Origin of the sequence: Paenibacillus sp. A3M_27_13 (assembly GCF_024213315.1) — a bacterium.
Classification (GTDB): domain Bacteria; phylum Bacillota; class Bacilli; order Paenibacillales; family Paenibacillaceae; genus Paenibacillus; species Paenibacillus polymyxa_B.
Genome location: NZ_JANAVE010000001.1, coordinates 1,487,489 through 1,506,970, shown reverse-complemented (window position 1 = coordinate 1,506,970; position 19,482 = coordinate 1,487,489). Strand labels below are relative to the sequence as shown.

Genomic DNA, 19,482 nt, shown 5'->3' with positions numbered 1-19,482 from the left:
TCCCTGATAGCTCAGTTGGTAGAGCACTCGACTGTTAATCGAGTTGTCACAGGTTCGAGTCCTGTTCGGGGAGCCATATGGAGAGGTGTCCGAGTTGGCCGAAGGAGCACGATTGGAAATCGTGTAGGCGCCAAAAGCGTCTCGAGGGTTCGAATCCCTCTCTCTCCGCCATAATTATTTTATTGTATGGCCCGTTGGTCAAGGGGTTAAGACACCTCCCTTTCACGGAGGTAACAGGGGTTCGAATCCCCTACGGGTCATAAGTAGTATGGAGGCTTAGCTCAGCTGGGAGAGCATCTGCCTTACAAGCAGAGGGTCGGGGGTTCGAGCCCCTCAGCCTCCACCATTTATTTAAATAGCAGTCCCTAATATTATCGCGGGGTGGAGCAGTTCGGTAGCTCGTCGGGCTCATAACCCGAAGGTCGCAGGTTCAAATCCTGCCCCCGCAACCAATTAACTTTTGAATGTAAACTGCTATGGAACTGTGGTGTAGAGGCCTAACATGCCTGCCTGTCACGCAGGAGATCGCGGGTTCGAATCCCGTCAGTTCCGCCATTTTTACAAAGTTATATTACCCTGTTGGGAGCCATTAGCTCAGTTGGTAGAGCACCTGACTTTTAATCAGGGTGTCGAAGGTTCGAGTCCTTCATGGCTCACCATTCATGAACTTATATGTCATGGATATAATGATATTGCGGACGTGGCTCAGCGGTAGAGCATCGCCTTGCCAAGGCGAGGGTCGCGGGTTCGATTCCCGTCGTCCGCTCCATATTTGCGCCCTTAGCTCAGCTGGATAGAGCGTTTGACTACGAATCAAAAGGCCGGGAGTTCGAATCTCTCAGGGCGCGCCATTAACTTCATAAGCCGGTGTGGCGGAATTGGCAGACGCGCGCGACTCAAAATCGTGAGGGAAACCGTGGAGGTTCGAGTCCTCTCACCGGCATCTATTTCGGGATGTAGCTCAGCTTGGTAGAGCACCTGGTTTGGGACCAGGGGGTCGCATGTTCAAATCGTGTCATCCCGATTCAAAAGGAAAGTCGCTGGAAGCAGCGGCTTTTTTGTTATATTCATATCTTTTTGTATAAATCAGTAATCGTCAGGTCACACTAACACAAAAAGTGGGACGGAAGGGATTACTGTGAAGCGATTAAGTTGGAAAAAACAGATGAAACGGCGCTGGAAACAGTGGAGAAGAACAGTGTGGGCTTTTAGCATTTTTGGTGCGGCTTGTTTGCTGGCAGGGTTGGGTATTCTGTTTTCGAATTATTTGCAGGCTATGTTGTCACAGCCACTCGCTACTACCGTCATGGCTGAGGAGAGCATGGAGGAGGCTTCACATCTGAGCCCAACTGAAGATCACTCCTCACAGATGCAACTACTGCAAAGTATTCGTGCTTCCGGTATAAGCAGGAAGACCCGTCTATTAACCACCTACGTGTGTGGTACGGAAACACTTTCCTTGGGAACACTAAGTTCACAGCAGCTAGAGACCTTACTGAAGCAACATCCCGATTGGAAGGGGCGACTTAATACCAAAGGAGAGGTGTGGCTGGAGCGCAGGGTGGAAGACTTGTCAGAGTCATGCAAAGAGCGTGGATACATGGGTTTGAGCACTGACGGCCAGCTTACATTGTATGAAGGGCTACCTAAAAGAGAAAAAGTTATCCGCACTTTTTTTCAATTGGATGTGGGTTCCATGGAGACGGCCTTGCCAGAAGGGGTGTATAAACAACTTCAGCAGGGGATCCGTGTACAGGATATAAATGAGTATAACAGTGTAATCTCCACTTTTAGTGACTTTGCCGTGGAGCGAACACAAAGGGTATTAAAGCAGCACTATTGATTACAACTACGGAGACGTTAGGCATTGCCCATGAGGTGAGGCTTGAAGCGTCTCTTTTTATGTTTTTACTCACGTTTAAATTTTTTCCTCTATTAGATACAAAGTTTTGTTATAATGAAAAGAACGACACATATGTTCGCTTTATATGGTATTTGGCCATGATTATATTAAGGATAACGTCTGGCTATTGTTTAGTTAAGCCATGTTTGAGCGATAGGGGAGAGATTTTTTTGCGTTTTTTAGGAATTGATCCGGGCATTGCCATTGTGGGCTTCGGATTTGTAGACAAGATTGGCAGCAAGGTGGTTCCTGTACAGTATGGCTGCATCCAGACGGAGGCCCATACACCGGAAGAAGAAAGGCTGCTTCATGTGTATGAAGACATGTTGCAATTAATAGATAAATATAAGCCTGATGCGGTAGCACTGGAAAAGCTCTTTTTTAATCGCAACGTTACAACCGCTATGTCTGTAAGTCAGGCACGTGGGGTGCTGGTACTAGCTGCAAAACAACGTAATTTGCCTATAGGTGAATACACGCCGATGCAGGTAAAGCAGGCTATTGTAGGGTATGGTAAGGCTGAGAAGAAACAGGTACAAGAAATGGTTAGAATGTTTCTAAAGCTTCAAGTTGTGCCCAAACCGGACGATGTAGCGGATGCTTTGGCGGTGGCTATTTGTCATGCGCATTCTTATGGACTAAATTCAAAATTAAATGAGGTATTGCGAAAATGATAGATTTCTTGCGTGGTTCTGTGGCCCATTTGGAAAATGAATATGTCGTTTTAGATGTGCAGGGTGTAGGGTACCGGGTATTTTGTCCGAATCCTTACGCGTTCGCCAAAACTGAAGGTTCAGTGGTCATTTACATTCACCATCATGTAAGGGAAGATGCTATTTTACTGTTCGGTTTTGCGACTCGTGAGGAGCAGCAGCTGTTCCGTAAACTGATTGATGTATCTGGTATTGGACCGCGTGTTGCGCTTGGTATTTTAGGAGGCGGTACGCCTGCTCATGTGGTAACGGCGATTTATCAGGAGAATATCACATTTCTCACCAAGTTACCGGGGATCGGTAAAAAAACGGCACAACGTATGATTCTGGATTTGAAAGATAAGCTCGACGGTATTGGCTCGTTGGGGATGGCAACCGGATTGTTTGCTGAGCCTGTCGTAGAAGAAGGCGAAGGTTCATATTGGGGCGAGGCCCGTGAGGCGCTCAAGGCGCTGGGTTACACTGATGCTGAGTTGGATAAGGTATGGAGCAGAATGAAGAAAGATGCGAAACCTGATGAATCTGCTGATATTTTGATGAAGCGGGCTTTGCAACTGTTGTTTGCCGGATAGGACGCTGATGTCCGTTAACAAATGTCTGGTGAAAAGAGGAGCGATGGAATATGGATGACCGGATTATTTCCGCCAATTTGATGATGGAAGACCAGACGGCGGAGCTAAGCCTTCGCCCCCGTTATCTAAATGAATATATCGGCCAAAATCAGGTTAAGGAAAATCTGAAAGTATATATTGAAGCGGCCAAAATGCGTAAAGAAGCGTTGGACCATGTACTGTTGTACGGACCGCCGGGGTTGGGTAAAACAACTCTTGCTAACATTATTGCCAATGAGTTGGGGGTTAATCTGCGTACAACTTCAGGTCCTGCAATTGAAAGACCGGGAGATTTGGCAGCATTGCTGACCAATCTTCAAGAGGGTGATGTTTTGTTCATTGATGAGATTCATCGCCTTCATCGTACGGTGGAAGAAGTCATGTATCCTGCAATGGAGGATTTTGCGCTGGACATTATGATTGGTAAAGGCCCGAGTGCACGCTCGGTCCGTCTGGATTTGCCACCCTTTACCCTTATAGGGGCCACTACGCGCGCTGGGCTGCTCTCTGCGCCATTGCGTGATCGGTTTGGTGTTATTAGTCGATTAGAGTTTTATACGACAGACGAGCTGGCTTACATCGTGTCCAGGAACGCGGATATTATGGAGATTGAAATTGTCGGGGATGCGGCAGAGGAAATCGCATTGCGTTCACGGGGGACACCGCGTATTGCCAACCGACTGTTAAAAAGGGTGCGTGATTTTGCCCAGGTTGCTGGAGACGGTATTATTCATTCTGAGTTAGCTGCAGAGGCGCTAAAGAGGCTTCAAATAGATCCACTCGGACTTGATGAAATTGATCATAAAATGCTTAAGGCCATGATTCATTCATTCAGGGGCGGGCCTGTAGGATTGGACACAATTGCTGCGACCATTGGGGAGGAGAGCCAGACAATTGAGGATGTGTACGAGCCCTATTTGTTACAAATTGGCCTTTTACAAAGAACACCTCGGGGACGAACAGTGACTCCGGCGGCATATGGCCACCTTGGAATTCCAATGCCAACGGATCCACGGTGATTAGGAAACATGAAGCACTTTTAAAAAAATCATTGCATGGTTACACGCAAGTATGGTGAATACGATATCGGCTGACGGATGATTGAGGGAAGTGAGAATGTAAGTGAGATTCGAGCGGGTTCATATTTTGGTTTATTCCGCCGATGTATTTAAAGGGACAGACAAGGGTCGAGATCCCGATAAATTACGCAATATAAGTGCTAGACAGCTAGATTGGGGGAGCCAGAAATGAGTGGAGAAGCATTTAACCGAAAAAGTATTTTCGGTGCATGGATGGGCCGGGCCAAACGAGCAGCAGCGATTATGGTATTAGCTACAGTGTGCATACCTTGGTCTTCGGGCGTTCACGCTGCTGCCGCCCAAGAGGATATTCGTGTAGTGATTTTTGCGGATCTAGGTAGCAAATATAAAGCGACAGTTCCCGCTGTAACCTTGAAATCATCAGGAGGTCTGAGTGTTGGACAGAACAGTGGAGGCAGTTTTCAAACTTGGATGGGACTGCCAGACAGTACGGTTCGTTTTAGTGTAGACAGCTATCGGGTGAAGGTACTTGAAGGAAATGAAGCAGCGGCGATAAAAGCGGCCCAAGCCCTGCAAAAGACTAATGATAAACCTACGGTTTTTATCGGTTCAAAAAATGGTAGCTCTGTGTATCAAGTGTACGCGGGAATATATGCTAGTGAACAGTCTGCGCAGGCTGCTGTACAGCGGATTTCCTCCGCAACCGGAGCGCAGCCCGAGGTTAAGGGAAACAAGCATTGGTCCACAGGAAGCTACGGAAGCGAGCAGGAAGCTAATCTCGTTCGAACGACAATTGCTGCGGCGGGCTTTGATGCTTTTACTGTGATTCAATCAAGAGGCCAGTATGCTGTATGGGTTGGAGAAGAAAGTAATGACAGCAAGCTGTCGGCTTTGAAAACAGAACTGGAGAGCAAGCAGCCGAGACTCACGCTGTCTAAAGTTAATGCTACTCAAACCGGCCTCATTATAAGACAGGAAGCAGGAGTTACGACTGGCTCGCAGGTGATGTCTCATTACATGCTAAGTGGTTCTGATAATAGCAAGGTAATTGTTAACGGCGGTAATAATGGAATACAAGTGGTCGAAAGATCCCAGCGTACATATCGCGGCGAGATGGAGATCGGCATGACGTCAGGCCAGCTGGCGCTTGTGAACGAAGTTCCTTTGGAGCAGTATTTGTATTCTGTGGTAGGAGCGGAGGTCTATTCCTCATGGCCAGATGAAGCGCTCAAGGCTCAAGCGGTAGCGGCTCGTAGCTACGCGCTTGCCCAAGGCAATCGGTTTCAGATCGGCAATGTAGTAGATGGCACGTTAAGCCAGGCTTACAACGGTAAGAGCTCGGAACATGCCAATGTCAATGAGGCTGTAGATGCAACAGCTGGTGAAGTCATTAAAAGTGGCGGCAAAGTGGTCGAAGCTGTATTCTCATCTAATGCGGGCGGTGTGACAGCAGATGCTTCCGAGGTGTGGAACAGTGGTGGCGAAGCCTTTGCCAGCGTAGACAGCTCGGGGGATACCTCGGCACAAAAAGGAGCACAGGAATGGTATCATGTACTTCTCTCCAGTGGCAAAACAGGTTATATTCGTGAGGATAATGCTAAGGAACTGGAGGGTGTCACAGAAGCGGGGTTAGACAAAATCACCGTCACTGCGGAAAATACAAATGTGCGTCCTATTCCCCAAATCCAATCGACAGTTACACCAATAGCCAAGGCGCAGCCGGGCGAAGAGATAATTGTATTAGAAAAGGTGCCTCAGTCCGGAGACTATGCATGGGTGCGGGGGCCCTTTACGTCAGCTCAGCTTGCTAAATCCCTGCAAGGGAAAGTCACGGGCACAGTGCCTTCCTCTATTAATCACCTTGATGTCACCAAACGTGGTCCATCAGGGCGAGTGTTGGAGGTTGAAGCGGACGGATCCCCTTTGAAAGTGAAATATCCAGATATGTTTCGCTCAGCGATGGGCGGACTCCCAAGCACACTGTTTGATATTGCGAGTACCGGAAGTTATACTGTATTAGGCGCTGATGGGGCTACTTCTCATGTAAGTGGTACACAAGGCACTCAAATCCTGTCCGCATCTGGCAGTAGTACTTCAAGTGGTAACGGGGTGATCGTCATGAATGAAGATCGTCATGCACGGGTCATTGACAAAACACAAAGCTTTATTTTTACAGGTAAAGGAAATGGTCATGGTTTGGGCTTATCCCAATGGGGTGCCAACGGTTTGGCCGAGCAGGGGTATGATTACAAGAAAATTTTGCAACACTATTACAAAAATGTGGATATAGTTAAGGACTGACCAATATATGAATGTAAACGACTACGATTTTGAACTGCCTGAAACATTAATTGCACAGACACCTTTGCTTGATCGGAGTGCTTCCAGATTACTGACGTTAAACAAAAATAATGGTGAAGTGGGTCATCATACGTTTTCGGATATTGTGCAGTATCTTCAACCAGGGGATACGCTGGTGTTAAACGATACGAGAGTGATTCCTGCACGCTTGTTTGGCATCAAGGAAGACACGGGAGCTAAGGCTGAGGTTTTGCTGCTTAAGCAACTGCAAGGGGATCGATGGGAAGCACTGGTGAAACCCGGTAAAAAGCTGAAAAAGGGTGCTGTTATCGTTTTCGGTGATGAGCTGAAAGCAGTAATTGAGGAAGAAGGAGATATGGGCGGAAGGGTACTTTCATTTTCATATGACGGTATTTTCCAGGAGATCTTGGACCGTCTGGGGCAGATGCCGCTTCCGCCGTATATCAAGGAACAACTGGATGACCGCGAGCGTTATCAGACAGTTTATGCTCGGCATGAAGGTTCTGCTGCGGCTCCAACGGCAGGGCTGCACTTTACAGAAGAATTGCTGGACCAGATTAAAAAGAAGGGCGTTACCGTTGCCTTTATCACACTTCATGTTGGCTTAGGGACGTTCAGACCGATGTCTGTGGATACGATTGAAGAACATGTGATGCATGAAGAATACTATTCATTGTCACAGGAAACAGCGGATGTACTCAATGAAACCAAGGCGCGCGGCGGAAGAGTCGTGGCGGTGGGGACGACCAGTTGCCGAACGCTGGAAACGGTGGGCAATAAATTCCTAGATGGAGTATTAGAGGCCAGTAGTGGCTGGACACAGATTTTTATTTATCCAGGCTATGAATTCCGTGTGGTGGATGCGATGATTACGAATTTTCATTTGCCTAAATCCACCTTGGTTATGCTGGTCAGCGCACTGGCGGGCAGGGAGAATATTATGCATGCTTACCAGGAGGCGATTGACCGACAATATCGGTTTTTCAGCTTCGGGGACGCAATGTTCATTTATTAATTAAGGATGGTAGAGAAAATATGGCACCAGCAATAAGATACGAACATATTAAAACCTGCAAGCAATCGGGAGCCCGTCTTGGGCGTGTACACACACCTCATGGAGTTATTGAGACACCAACCTTTATGCCTGTGGGAACTCAAGCTACTGTTAAAACGATGAGTCCTGAGGAACTGAAAGCGATGGATGCTCAAATTATTTTGAGTAACACGTACCATTTGTTTCTTCGTCCTGGCCACGATATTATTCGTGAAGCAGGTGGACTGCACAAGTTTATGAATTGGGATCGCCCTATTTTAACGGACAGCGGTGGATTCCAGGTGTTTTCCTTAAGTGAAATGCGCAAGATTTCAGAGGAGGGTGTTCATTTTCGCTCTCATTTAAATGGAGATAAGAAGTTTCTTTCGCCTGAAGTGGCGATGGAAATACAAAACTCGCTTGGCTCAGATATTATGATGGCCTTCGATGAATGCCCGCCATTTCCGGCTGAATATGAGTATGTGAAAAAGTCACTGGAACGTACCAGCCGTTGGGCTGAGCGTTGTTTGGAGGCACACGCGCGTCCTCATGATCAAGGGCTGTTTGCCATTGTTCAAGGAGGCATGCATGAAGATCTGCGTAAGCAAAGCGCTGCGGATTTGACTTCCATGGATTTCCCGGGGTATGCTATTGGTGGACTGAGCGTAGGTGAACCGAAGCATTTGATGTATGAAGTGCTAGATTACACGCTGCCTCTGCTTCCCACCAACAAGCCAAGATATTTGATGGGTGTAGGTTCTCCAGATGCCTTGATTGAAGGCGCTATCCGTGGTGTGGATATGTTTGATTGTGTACTTCCAACGCGAATTGCTCGCAACGGGACAACGATGACCAGCCAAGGTCGTCTTGTCGTTCGCAATGCCCAATATGCAAGTGATTTTGGCCCGCTCGATCCCGCTTGTGATTGTTATACCTGTCGCAATTATTCACGTGCTTACTTGCGGCATTTGATTAAAGCGGATGAAACCTTCGGGCTCCGACTGACAACGTATCATAACTTGCATTTCTTAATACAATTGATGCGTAATGTCAGACAAGCGATTATGGATGACAGGCTGCTTGATTTCCGAGATGAATTTTTTGAGCAGTACGGTCTTCATGATAATGATAAAGGCTTTTAAGTTTTAGGGAGAGTATACGAAAGGGGGATTTAACATGTTTCATTTTGCTACAGCCGCTACTGCACCCGGTGGAACTGGCGGACTTTTTCAAATGATCTGGCCACTGGCTCTGATGTTTGTAATCTTCTATTTCTTGCTGATTCGCCCGAATCAGAAAAAACAAAAGCAGCGTCAAACGATGCTTCAAGCTTTGAAAAAGGGAGATAAAGTAATTACGATCGGAGGTCTTCACGGTACAATTGTGGAGATTACGGATGATGTAGTAGTTTTGCGTGTGAATGATGTCACGAAGCTGACCTTTGACCGCAGTGCAATTAGTAATGCGATTGCAAAAGACACGGCATCTGAGGAAGTTGTTTCCAAATCTTAGAATACTTCTGACCGTTATGCAAAAACCGAGCCTTTGAGGAGGCTCGGTTTTTTTGTGTTGTTTTATTACATGGATACAAACATTTTGATTACTTGCTGAGATTAATGCCAAACATCCCACCACCTGCACCTATGACAAACGCGAAAGCTAAGTGTAACAGGTCCTTGCCGTTCATGCCCGCATCCAATGCCAGAAAACCGACCAGCAAAACGATTAGTCCATACAGGATGCCTGTAATACCGCCTTGATACCAGCCTTTGTTTGTGGATCTTTTACCGGCGACGAAGCCGCCAGATAGCATGGCGAATGCGTGGACGATATACGTATACAATGATAAGTCCTGTTCCTGCATCTGTGTCAGCCACAAGAGTAGTGAAAGAATCAATGCGCCAAGCAGCATCCATGCAAAAGCATAAAATAAGCCGGATAAAATGGGATGGGCCAGACGAAACGAACACCAGCGGCGAATGAGCTCCATGGATAATTCCTCCTGTACCAAGGTTTGAACTATTATCATTCTATGGCCAAGCCTCCCTGCTTAGTACCAAGTCGCAAGCAGTCTTTCTCTTTATTTCAATAATTTAGCCTTTTGTTTTTTGTATGAGCCAAGTGAGGAACGGTCAGAATACGTGTACAATGAACGACTAATGTCTTATTGCAAGTACAGGGGAGGAGGCGAACATATTGAGTCACGATATTTTTGCTCATATTTTTCGGACGCTGCTCATGTATTTTATTGTATATCTGGTGATGCGCTTGATGGGTAAAAGGGAGATCGGCAAATTGTCTGTTTTCGATCTCGTCATATCGATTATGATTGCAGAAATTGCTGTATTCAGCCTGGAGGATATAAAACGTCCACTTTATGAAGGGCTGATTCCTTTAGGAGTGCTGTTAATTTTGCAAATCGGGATTTCATTTTTTAGTCTGAAAAGTCGGCGACTGCGCTTACTATTTGATGGTAGGCCCAGTGTATTGTACTCCAATGGACAATTAAACAAGGACGAAATGGTGAAACAACGTTACAATTTAGATGACTTGCTGTTACAACTTCGTGAACAAAATATAGAAAGTCTGGACGAAGTCGAATATGTTATTTTGGAAACGACAGGTAAGCTAACGGTTATAGGTAAGGATGATAACGATGGAGTGGAACACGGAAAAATGAAGCAAGAATTAAACGGAACAGATTTGATAAACAAAGAGCAACAGGTGAATAAGGTCCATCCTTCTCCACAAATTGGTGGAAAGTTTAGATATGAGGGACTGCCTATTCCATTAATCATGGATGGCAAGGTGCTGGATCGAAATTTGGAACGGATGGATATGAACCGTTTTTGGCTTAAAAATCAGATTCAAGCAAAGGGACACAAAGATTTTAAGGATGTTTTTTTATGCTCGGTTAACCATAGAGGTGATGTGTATATTACACCACCGACCTATGGAAAATCTTCGGATTAGATTTCCTATGCTTTAAACCATCTTCTCAGGATTGGAATGCGTGTAAGGTTGTCCCAATCAATCATTTTGATCAAGGTCATTAGGAAAAGGTACAGTATAATTCCCAAACCTGCGGCAAAAATAAACTGAAGCCACATTTGGTTGAACATCGTTAGATGTCTGTAGGTATATAATACTGCTGCTGCCATGATGATCATACCTATCCCGGTCTTCCAGAAATCGAGCAAACGTACGCGGAAGCGAAGCAGTCTGCTGACACTGAAGCCATGAAGGAGTGTAACAATGGCACTGTTAATACAAATGGCGATGACAGCTCCGTAGATACCGTACTGAGGTTGGGAAGCAAGCCAGACGATTAGCGCAATTTTGATAACGGCTCCGATAAAGGTATTTAATAACGCACTTCCAGGACGGTCTAATGCCTGAAGTGCTGCCTGAAGCGGAGCCTGAATGTACATAAAAAGAGCAAAAGGTGCCATGAGCTTAAGCATGCCTGCAATATCGCCATTATTATAGAGTAGCAGACACAGAGGTTCTGCCAAAACATACATGATTACGGCAAAGGGGGCTCCTGCAACCAAAGCGAGCCGAAGCGATTGATGTAGACGTTTGTGAATGGCTGTAATATGCCCCTTGGCTGCTGCTTCGGATAACGAAGGAACGAGTGAAACTGCTAGCGAACTGGTAAGAACCCCAGGTAGTAATAATACAGGAATGACCATGCCCTGCATGGCTCCATATTGTGCGGTTGCCACGCCAGTTGCAATGCCTGCTACGGCGAGGCTACGCATGCACAAGATAGATTCGAGCAAATAGGATAAGGAACCAACAAGCCTTCCAGCAGTAACAGGAACGGATATAGACATAAGACGTGACAAAACGGATGATTGCTCGGGTTGAACCTCAGAGGAGGGGATAGGCGACTTCGGCTGAAGGATGCGATCTTTTCGATGGTTACACACGTATTGCCATAGCAGCACAATCATGCCAATGAATTCGCCCGCCAGAGCACCGAGCATGGCACCTGCAGCAGCGTAGGCTACCCCATGAGGAAGTAACAAGTAAGCAAACCAAATGACACAAAAAATGCGCATAACGGTCTCCGCAATGGAGGAGGTGGCAGAAGGAATCATATTTTGCTTTCCCTGAAAATAGCCCCTATAAGCTGAGGAAACAGCTACAATGACTATCATTGGGCTCATGCTCACGAATGTATAATACACGCGGCTGTCGGTCAGGAGATGGCTTGTGATCCAAGGCGCGAACACAAGACAGAGCACCATGGCGATCAGACTGAGTGTAATGGTGAAGCGCAGGCTGGTGTGCAAAATACGCCGCGACATTTCGGGCTGTCCCGCCGTTTCGGCTTCGGCTACTAGCTTGGCTACCGCAAGAGGGATTCCCCCTGTAATAAGCGTCACCAGAACGATAAAAAAGGGATACCCCTGTTGGTACAAGCCAACTCCTTCGGGGCCGATGATACGCGGGAGTGCGATTCGGGGAATAAAACCTAGTATCCGGTTGATAATTCCTGCTGCCAATAAAATAATTGCTCCATGGATGAATGTCTGCTTTTTCAATCGCAACTCCCTCTTCCCCAAAATGTAATTCTGCGTCTATACATTACTTTAGAAGATATGCTGGACCTGTCCATCTTCATGACAAGCTTTTCCGTTCAGAAACAAAGTGATTTAGACAACAAGAGGGAGAGTGGTGAATTCTGCTATTGACGAGCGAAATGAATGCATATATTGTTGATTTAAGGCTATTTTCAACGAAAAGAAGGGTTTTCCAGGATCAGGACAGAAATGTTCTACAAAGCAGTCAATAACCCCGCTAATTGCTGATCTGCGGAACCGGTAGTCGCTGGGAGGAGGAACGGCCATCGTGGGTATGGAAGAGCTGGATGAGCAGGATTGGGATGACGCAATTGAGATGCTCTGTCAAAGTAAGGCGGACGAGTTGATTCTCGTAGGCTATGAGCATGTCACAAGTAAGGACGTGTGGAATTGCGTCAGCCATAAATATGAAAAGGAGGGTATCCCTCCGCTGCACAAGCTCGTTAACGATATACTTTCCCTTAAAGCGACGAGCTTTATGAACTATTTGACTATGTCCGCATTACGGGGCTCCACTTTCGAATAGAAGGGGGTCTTTTTTTGCGTTCAAATTGACTGCTTTTTGAGGGGTAGCTATAATAGGAATATTGAGAATGAAAGGGGAACATGGGACGGAATGAAGAGAATTCTAAGTTTCATCGTGGTCGTGCTCATAACTACTGGTGTTATGATCGGGACAAGCCCGGGCCTACTGAACAGTTTAAAATTAGGCCTCGATTTAAAGGGAGGCTTTGAGATTTTATATGAAGCCCAGCCTTTGGAAGCCGGGCAGAGTGTAACCAGACAGTCTCTTATACAAACAGCTCAAAGTCTGGAGAGACGGATTAATGCGCTCGGTACGACTGAGCCGGAAGTAACAACAGAGGGAAGCAACCGAATTCGCGTGCGGCTTGCTGGTGTCACTAATGAGGCAGAAGTCCGCTCCATGCTGAAAAAGCCTGCAGAATTAACGTTCCGTAGTGCAACGGCAGCAGATGCTAAAAAGCCAGGCCAATACAGCAAAATTGAGCTCCGCGGTAATGATTTTGTGGAGAATGGCGCTGTTGTAGGCTATGACCAGCTGAATCAACCTGAGATTAGTATCAAAGTGAAGGACAAAGCTAAATTTGCAGAAATCACAAAGCGACTTCTGAATAAAGAATTAGCTATTTTCCTGGATCAGGAATTGCTGTCTGCACCTACAGTACGTGGGGAATTAACGGACGGTAGCGCGTCAATCACAGGTAGCTACACTCGTGATGAAGCGAATAAACTGGCGGATACGATTAATCTGGGTGCCCTTCCGCTCAAACTGACGGAAAAATATTCTCAGAGTGTAGGTGCTACGCTGGGTCAATTGTCACTGGATCAGACGATTCGTGCTGGGTTGATCGGCTCAATCATTATTCTGGTATTTATGATTGCGATGTTCCGTATACCAGGATTAGTGGCCAGTTTTTGTCTCATCGTTCATACTTGGCTGGTGCTTGCGATCTTCTACTTGGGTGGATTCGTGCTCACGCTCCCAGGTATCGCCGCCTTCGTGCTCGGGATCGGGATGGCAGTCGATGCCAATATTATTACGTATGAACGGATTAAAGAAGAAATCAAGACGGGCAAAACGATTCGTTCTTCCGTTATCGCAGGTAGTAAGGCTTCGTTCCGTACCGTTATGGATGCCAATATTACGACAATTATAGCGGCAGCGGTTATGTTTGGTCTCGGAACAGGCTCCGTTAGAGGTTTCGCTCTGGTGCTTATCGTTGATATTGTCACCAGTATCTTGACGAATATCTTCTTCTCCCGCTTCTTGCTCAATCTGCTGGTTAAAGCGGATGCTGTGAAGAAGCCCAAGTATTTTGGTGTGAAGGAGAGTGATATTAGTGCGCTTTAATTGGGACTATAAATATATCAAGATGAGCAAGTGGTTTTACACGTTCTCGATTATTATCACACTGCTTGGTATTCTGAGCTTGTCGATATTCGGCTTGAATTACGGGGTAGACTTTCGTTCTGGTTCCAATGTGGATGTCAATTTGACTAAAGTCGTTACACAGGAACAGATTCAAACTTTGCTGGACAAGCAGAAGATCGGTAAAGAGGTGGATTATACACCGGGGAAAGAGCGTTTCGGCATTCGCTTCTCACAGGTTTTGACGGATCAGCAAGTGAATGACTTTAAGACTTCCTTTAATAAAGAGCTTGATCCAAAGGCTTCCTTTGAGGTCAATACAGTAGATACGGAAATGGCACAAGAACTGGAGCGGAATGCAATATGGGCGATTTTGCTAGCATGTGTAGCCATCGCGGTCTATATTTCGATCCGGTTTGAATGGCGGTTTGCCATTGCAGCCATCGTTTCGTTGTTGCATGATGCCTTCCTCGTTATCAGTATTTTCTCGATTTTCCGGCTTGAGGTGGATTTGACCTTTATTACGGCAATTCTGACGATTGTTGGTTTCTCCATTAATGACACCGTCGTTATTTTTGACCGTATTCGGGAAAATCTACGATTTGCGAAGAAGAAGTCCAGAGACGACTTAGAACAGGTAGTTGATCACAGTATTGCGCAGACAATGACTCGTTCACTTGCAACCGTGTTTACGGTGTTTATTGCCTCCGTATGTTTGTTCATATTTGGCGGCGAATCGATCCGTATGTTCTCACTTGCAATGGTCATTGGTTTGTTGTTTGGTGCTTATTCCTCCATTTTCATTGCCAGCCCGCTGTGGGTGGCATTGAAAGGAAAACAAAAATCCCCGACAGCTGGCGGGGGCGCGGTCAAAACTGCAAAGTCTTAAGTTACGCAAATACCAGTAGTATAAATTAAAGAGAAAGCCGCGTCTGCCTGGGCGCGGTTTTCTAAGGTTTTGAGATTTACCTTGAGTAAGGCACAGTAGTGGCACTTAAATGTGAATGGTTTTTGGTTTTGAGAAATTCGGTTATTTTAGAATGAGCTTTATTGGGAAAGGGTTAGTTCAGGATTGAGGGGGAAACGTTGTGAATAGCGAACGCAGCCGATCATTGGAAACTGCGGCGTTGAGCGGGATTGTAGGTAATCTCGCGCTGGCTGTTCTAAAGGGAACCGTCGGTTATGCTGCAAACAGCAAGGCGTTATTGGGGGATGCACTGCACACGGCTGCGGATAGTGCTTCCCGTTTGCAGGAGCTTCTGTTTTCCAAGGGTGCTACAGGGCACGGAATGCTGGCACGGTTGCGGAACGGTGAAAAGGTTCGGACGGTCATATCTGTGGTGCTGGCTATTTTAGTGCTGATGAGCGGTCTTCAGCTAGCTATCTCGGCGGTTCGTTCATTAAGCAGTTCGGAACCGCAGGCTCCCGGTCTGTATGCATTAATTACCGTATTTATTGCGTTGGTGTTGAGAGAAGCGCTATTTCAGTTTCAATATCGCTACTCGATTAAACATGGTCATAAAGCGGAAGCAGATCGGTACGCTAACCATGAACGTTACTCGCTGTATGCATCGTTGATTGCATTGATCGGCATGATTGGTGCAATGACTGGCGAAGCAATGGAATGGCCTGCATTATTATATCTTGATCCAACCGCAGCTTTGCTGGTAGCCTGTCTGGTGCTGCGTAAAGGATATTTGATGGTAATGAATACCGCTTACCAGGTTCCTGCACAGCCCTTGCAGGAGGAAGACTCCCGACGCTTTATGGAGACGATTCAACGGGTGTATGGTATTGTAACGGTTGAACACTTACATGCCCAGGAAACAGGCCATTTCATAACAGTGGATGTAACGATAAGTGTGAACCCGCGGATTACGGTACAGGAAGCGCAGGAAATTGCCGATCGAGCAAAAAATTTACTGTTAGCCCGTTTTCCACAGGTGACCCATGTACAAATGCAGTTCATTTCTTATCAAGCCGGATATCCTTACAAATCCAATCATGAACTGCCAGATAATGATGTGTCGTCGTTGCTTCAATAGGGCAGACGACTATGAAAGAAAGGTGAATAGGATTGCTTCATTCGCAGTACAGATGGAAGACCCCAGAGGCTAACCTGGAAGCGGCTCAGCTGTTGACAGAAGAACTGGGGATTTCACCATTGTTGTCCCGGCTTTTAGTGAACCGGGGCGTCACTACCGCCGGGGAAGCAAACCGCTTTTTGTACGGAAGTGTGGACGATGTACACGACCCTTTTCTGCTTCTTGGTATGAAAGAAGCCGTGCCGAGAATTCGCCAGGCTCTGGAACGTGGCGAGCATATATTAATCTATGGCGATTATGATGCGGACGGCGTATCCAGTACATCATTGATGATTCAGCTCATGCGTTTTCTGAAGGCTTCTTATGATATTTATATTCCCCATCGTTCTAATGAGGGATATGGTCTGCATAATCATGCCCTTGATTGGGCTCATCAGCAGGGAGTTACGCTGGTCATTACGGTAGATACGGGAATTAGTGCAGTAGAGCAAATTATTTATGCAACTTCCTTGGGGATAGATGTTATTGTGACGGATCATCATGAGCCGCCTGCTGTACTTCCCGAGGCATATACTTTGATTAATCCGAAGCTACCCGGTTGCCCATACCCATTTAAAGGTCTTGCAGGTGTTGGTGTTGCCCTGAAGCTCGCCCAGGCGCTGTTGGGTGAGGTGCCGGAGGAATGGTTTGAAATCGCCGCTATCGGCACGGTAGCCGATCTGATGCCACTACATGGTGAAAATCGGACGATGGTACGCAGAGGGATTCAATCCATGAGAAACTCTGCATTTCTGGGTATTCGTGCGTTGCTCCATGTAGCGGGCGTGGATATATCTACAGTGACTTCAGTCAACATCGCATTTGCATTGGCTCCGCGGATTAATGCCAGCGGGCGCTTGGATCATGCGGGACGAGCAGTTTCTCTGCTGACGACAGAAAAAGAGGAAGAAGCAGATCAACTTGCGCATGCGCTGGACCTGCTCAATCGTGAGCGTCAACAGGTGGTCGAACGTATTGTGGAGCAAGCCGAGCAACAATTGGCATCCAAACTGAATGGAGGCAAGCTTCCGTCAGTTATTGTGTTAGCTGGTGAAGGCTGGAATGTCGGCGTTGTCGGAATTGTGGCATCCAAGCTATTGGATCGTTATTATCGACCGACCATTATTCTTGGTATAGATGCTGAGACAGGCATGTGCAAAGGTTCTGCCCGTTCTATTCCTGCATTGGATATTTACAGTGCTCTTACGGACAGCCATGAGCTTATGGAGCATTTTGGGGGTCATCCTTCGGCTGCGGGTATGACGCTGTCCCGTGACAATCTGGAATTGTTTGAAGAGCAGCTGAACCGCTATGCGGGTTCCATTCTGACACCAGAAGATCTCATTCCTGTAGCTGAAGCTGATATGGTCTGTCGTTTGGACGAGGTATCTTTGCAAGTGGTTGAAGAACTGGAGTTGCTTCAGCCTTTTGGTATGGGGAATCCTTCTCCACGATTCGTATTACAGGGACTGCAATTGCGTGAAGCTCGTAAAATGGGACGTGAGAAAAATCATGTGAAGCTCTTGCTGGAGCAGAACGGTTTATCGCTGGACGCGATTGCCTTCCGTCGTGGCGATTTGGCTGATTTTTTACAGCAACAAACGGAGATAGATCTGCTGGGTGAATTGTCAATTAACGAATGGAACGGTAAAAGGTCTCTCCAGCTAATGATGCAGGACATTCGAGTGCAGGAGCCGCAAATTTTTGATTATCGTGGAGTGTCGGACCCTTTTGCCGAATTAGAGCGGGGACTCAAGATCTTTCATCCACGCATAGAGGAAAGGAAGAAAGACGTTGCGGTGTTGATCCACCCGTCATCTAGGCTTCGTCCCTCGGGCTCCGTGGATGCTGAATCCTTATGGTTGTACGATAAAGATGGCAGCGTTATTCCCAGTGATGGTCAAAGAGATGCACAGCACTCTGTAAAGTCGCTGTTCGTACTAGAGCCGCCGGATACACCGGATCAGTTTCAGGCATTATGGTCTACCTTTGAGAATGTAGAGAACGTATTTCTCCTTCATTCGGTCAGTGAGCGTGGCGGTCGACTCGTAAGCCCCGACAGAGAGCTGTTCAAGCGTATTTACGTTGTGCTTTCCCGAATGGGGACACAGCCTATTGATGAAAAAGCAATGCTGCCTGCTCTTAGCCGACAGTGCTCCTGTTCAGTACGCATGTTATCCAAAGTGTTGGACATCTTCGAAGAACTTGAGTTTATGACGCGTACAGATGGTCAATTCTGTTTTGTATCCAATCCGCCTAAGCGGGATTTAACAGCTTCTCCACGATATCAGGAATTGTATAATATGGCTGAGATGGAGAAGTACTTGTTGGATGCGGACACTACCCAGATGACGAGCTGGATTATGTCGCTTATGAAGGGTGCGTCTTGAGATACTATTTCGCAATTTATGTTGTAAAATGTATATACTAATTTGAAGTTTACAGTAGGAGGAACTAAGTTGGACTACAAAGAATATATTCGGGTGATTTCCGATTTTCCACAACCAGGGATTAGTTTTAAGGACATTACGACCCTGATGAAAAATGGTGAACTGTATCGCAAGGCTATCAACGATATGAAGGAACTGGTATCGGATTTGAAAATTGATTTGATTGCAGGGCCAGAAGCACGTGGGTTCGTTGTTGGTGCTCCTTTGGCTTATGCGCTTGGTGTTGGTTTTATTCCCATCCGTAAAAGTGGCAAGCTCCCTGGGGAAACCATTGAGGAAGCATACGGTTTGGAGTACGGTAAAGATACGCTGGCGATGCATAAGGATGCTATAGAGCCAGGCCAAAATGTTTTGATTGCTGATGACCTGCTTGCTACAGGTGGAACTATTGCTACATCCGTGAACTTGGTACGCCAGCTTGGTGGTAATGTGGCAGGGGCTGCTTTTCTTATCGAGCTGTCTGACTTAAACGGTCGGGCGAAACTGCCTGATGTAGATGTATTCACCCTGATTACGTATTAAGTATTTCGAAACCCGGGTTTCCCGGGAAATAATTATGTGCGGATCGCCTAAATAGTCCGATGGAACATCTCTTTATCTAAAGAGTTGCTCCATCGGACTATTTTGTTTCTTTGTTGGAAAATAGGTATGAAAAAATTTCGTAAATGTCTATGAACAATAAAAAAAGGAGCAGAGGTGGTCATAAGGAGCATAGTGGTCATACTGATTTCAATCAGTTTTTGTTTTGTTTTTTGCTAAGCAGAAGCTAGATACGGAAATAAGTCAAAAATGCTGCTCGTTGCTTATCTAGGGTTAAAGCAGTTATTGCAACTGACTTGGATG

17 protein-coding genes and 11 tRNA genes are annotated in these 19,482 nt (G+C 46.4%); 26 read left to right on the top strand and 2 right to left on the bottom strand.

What is annotated here, in order from left to right; genetic code table 11:
* The 19 genes from NLX82_RS06680 (at position 1) to yajC (ending at position 9,134) form a co-directional block, all read left to right on the top strand.
* Positions 1-76: transfer RNA gene (locus NLX82_RS06680), tRNA-Asn, on the top strand.
* A gap of 3 nt (positions 77-79) precedes the next feature.
* A tRNA-Ser gene (locus NLX82_RS06675) sits at positions 80-171 on the top strand.
* A gap of 17 nt (positions 172-188) precedes the next feature.
* Positions 189-260, top strand: a tRNA-Glu gene (locus NLX82_RS06670).
* 10 nt (positions 261-270) lie between these two features.
* Positions 271-346, top strand: a tRNA-Val gene (locus tag NLX82_RS06665).
* Between the two features lie 29 nt (positions 347-375).
* Positions 376-452, top strand: a tRNA-Met gene (locus tag NLX82_RS06660).
* Between the two features lie 26 nt (positions 453-478).
* Positions 479-555: transfer RNA gene (locus NLX82_RS06655), tRNA-Asp, on the top strand.
* Between the two features lie 28 nt (positions 556-583).
* A tRNA-Lys gene (locus NLX82_RS06650) sits at positions 584-659 on the top strand.
* Positions 660-694: 35 nt separating this feature from the next.
* A tRNA-Gly gene (locus tag NLX82_RS06645) sits at positions 695-769 on the top strand.
* Positions 770-774: 5 nt separating this feature from the next.
* Positions 775-851 (top strand) — tRNA-Arg (locus NLX82_RS06640).
* Between the two features lie 12 nt (positions 852-863).
* A tRNA-Leu gene (locus tag NLX82_RS06635) sits at positions 864-943 on the top strand.
* A gap of 7 nt (positions 944-950) precedes the next feature.
* A tRNA-Pro gene (locus NLX82_RS06630) sits at positions 951-1,024 on the top strand.
* A 114-nt stretch (positions 1,025-1,138) separates the two neighbouring features.
* Positions 1,139-1,843 (top strand): BofC C-terminal domain-containing protein, encoded by a 705-nt coding sequence (locus NLX82_RS06625; protein ID WP_023989939.1) that lies wholly within the window; start codon positions 1,139-1,141, stop codon positions 1,841-1,843.
* Positions 1,844-2,073: 230 nt separating this feature from the next.
* The gene (gene ruvC, locus NLX82_RS06620) at positions 2,074-2,577 is read left to right on the top strand and encodes a crossover junction endodeoxyribonuclease RuvC (protein ID WP_254347632.1); all 504 of its coding nucleotides are present in this window, start codon (positions 2,074-2,076) and stop codon (positions 2,575-2,577) included.
* Positions 2,574-3,188, top strand: coding sequence for a Holliday junction branch migration protein RuvA (gene ruvA, locus NLX82_RS06615; RefSeq protein ID WP_023989938.1), 615 nt, complete (start codon positions 2,574-2,576; stop codon positions 3,186-3,188). Before ruvC ends, ruvA begins: the two co-directional genes overlap by 4 nt.
* A gap of 50 nt (positions 3,189-3,238) precedes the next feature.
* Positions 3,239-4,246 (top strand): Holliday junction branch migration DNA helicase RuvB, encoded by a 1,008-nt coding sequence (ruvB, locus tag NLX82_RS06610; RefSeq protein WP_023989937.1) that lies wholly within the window; start codon positions 3,239-3,241, stop codon positions 4,244-4,246.
* Between the two features lie 228 nt (positions 4,247-4,474).
* The gene (locus NLX82_RS06605; RefSeq protein ID WP_254347631.1) at positions 4,475-6,568 is read left to right on the top strand and encodes a SpoIID/LytB domain-containing protein; all 2,094 of its coding nucleotides are present in this window, start codon (positions 4,475-4,477) and stop codon (positions 6,566-6,568) included.
* 7 nt (positions 6,569-6,575) lie between these two features.
* Positions 6,576-7,604 (top strand): tRNA preQ1(34) S-adenosylmethionine ribosyltransferase-isomerase QueA, encoded by a 1,029-nt coding sequence (gene queA, locus NLX82_RS06600; protein WP_028542424.1) that lies wholly within the window; start codon positions 6,576-6,578, stop codon positions 7,602-7,604.
* Positions 7,605-7,624: 20 nt separating this feature from the next.
* Positions 7,625-8,764: a tRNA guanosine(34) transglycosylase Tgt gene (tgt, locus tag NLX82_RS06595; protein ID WP_013311575.1), complete on the top strand. Its 1,140-nt coding sequence runs from the start codon at positions 7,625-7,627 to the stop codon at positions 8,762-8,764.
* Positions 8,765-8,798: 34 nt separating this feature from the next.
* Complete coding sequence (gene yajC, locus NLX82_RS06590) at positions 8,799-9,134, top strand: preprotein translocase subunit YajC (RefSeq protein ID WP_023989934.1); 336 nt, start codon at positions 8,799-8,801, stop codon at positions 9,132-9,134.
* An 88-nt stretch (positions 9,135-9,222) separates the two neighbouring features.
* Here the strand turns inward: yajC and NLX82_RS06585 are convergent, their stop codons facing one another.
* On the bottom strand, positions 9,223-9,612 hold the full coding sequence (locus NLX82_RS06585) for a TIGR04086 family membrane protein (RefSeq protein ID WP_023989933.1): 390 nt from the start codon (positions 9,610-9,612) through the stop codon (positions 9,223-9,225).
* A 206-nt stretch (positions 9,613-9,818) separates the two neighbouring features.
* Here NLX82_RS06585 and NLX82_RS06580 point away from each other — a divergent pair, with 206 nt between their 5' ends.
* Entirely contained in the window at positions 9,819-10,595 is a 777-nt protein-coding gene (locus NLX82_RS06580; protein WP_023989932.1) for a YetF domain-containing protein, read from the top strand.
* A 5-nt stretch (positions 10,596-10,600) separates the two neighbouring features.
* Here NLX82_RS06580 and spoVB read toward each other — a convergent pair whose 3' ends face one another.
* Positions 10,601-12,175 (bottom strand): stage V sporulation protein B, encoded by a 1,575-nt coding sequence (gene spoVB, locus NLX82_RS06575; protein WP_023989931.1) that lies wholly within the window; start codon positions 12,173-12,175, stop codon positions 10,601-10,603.
* Positions 12,176-12,482: 307 nt separating this feature from the next.
* On the opposite strand from spoVB, the gene NLX82_RS06570 reads away from it, so the two are divergent.
* The 6 genes from NLX82_RS06570 to NLX82_RS06545 all read left to right on the top strand — a co-directional run bounded on the left by NLX82_RS06570 (position 12,483) and on the right by NLX82_RS06545 (position 19,161).
* Positions 12,483-12,740, top strand: coding sequence for a post-transcriptional regulator (locus NLX82_RS06570; RefSeq protein WP_013311570.1), 258 nt, complete (start codon positions 12,483-12,485; stop codon positions 12,738-12,740).
* A gap of 90 nt (positions 12,741-12,830) precedes the next feature.
* Positions 12,831-14,087, top strand: coding sequence for a protein translocase subunit SecD (gene secD, locus NLX82_RS06565; RefSeq protein WP_023989930.1), 1,257 nt, complete (start codon positions 12,831-12,833; stop codon positions 14,085-14,087).
* The gene (secF, locus tag NLX82_RS06560; protein ID WP_023989929.1) at positions 14,077-14,994 is read left to right on the top strand and encodes a protein translocase subunit SecF; all 918 of its coding nucleotides are present in this window, start codon (positions 14,077-14,079) and stop codon (positions 14,992-14,994) included. Before secD ends, secF begins: the two co-directional genes overlap by 11 nt.
* A 199-nt stretch (positions 14,995-15,193) precedes the next feature.
* A complete protein-coding gene (locus NLX82_RS06555; RefSeq protein WP_023989928.1) occupies positions 15,194-16,150 on the top strand; it encodes a cation diffusion facilitator family transporter in 957 nt (318 codons plus the stop codon).
* 32 nt (positions 16,151-16,182) lie between these two features.
* Positions 16,183-18,579: a single-stranded-DNA-specific exonuclease RecJ gene (recJ, locus tag NLX82_RS06550; protein ID WP_254347630.1), complete on the top strand. Its 2,397-nt coding sequence runs from the start codon at positions 16,183-16,185 to the stop codon at positions 18,577-18,579.
* Between the two features lie 69 nt (positions 18,580-18,648).
* A complete protein-coding gene (locus NLX82_RS06545; protein ID WP_023989926.1) occupies positions 18,649-19,161 on the top strand; it encodes an adenine phosphoribosyltransferase in 513 nt (170 codons plus the stop codon).
* Positions 19,162-19,482: the final 321 nt, after the last annotated feature.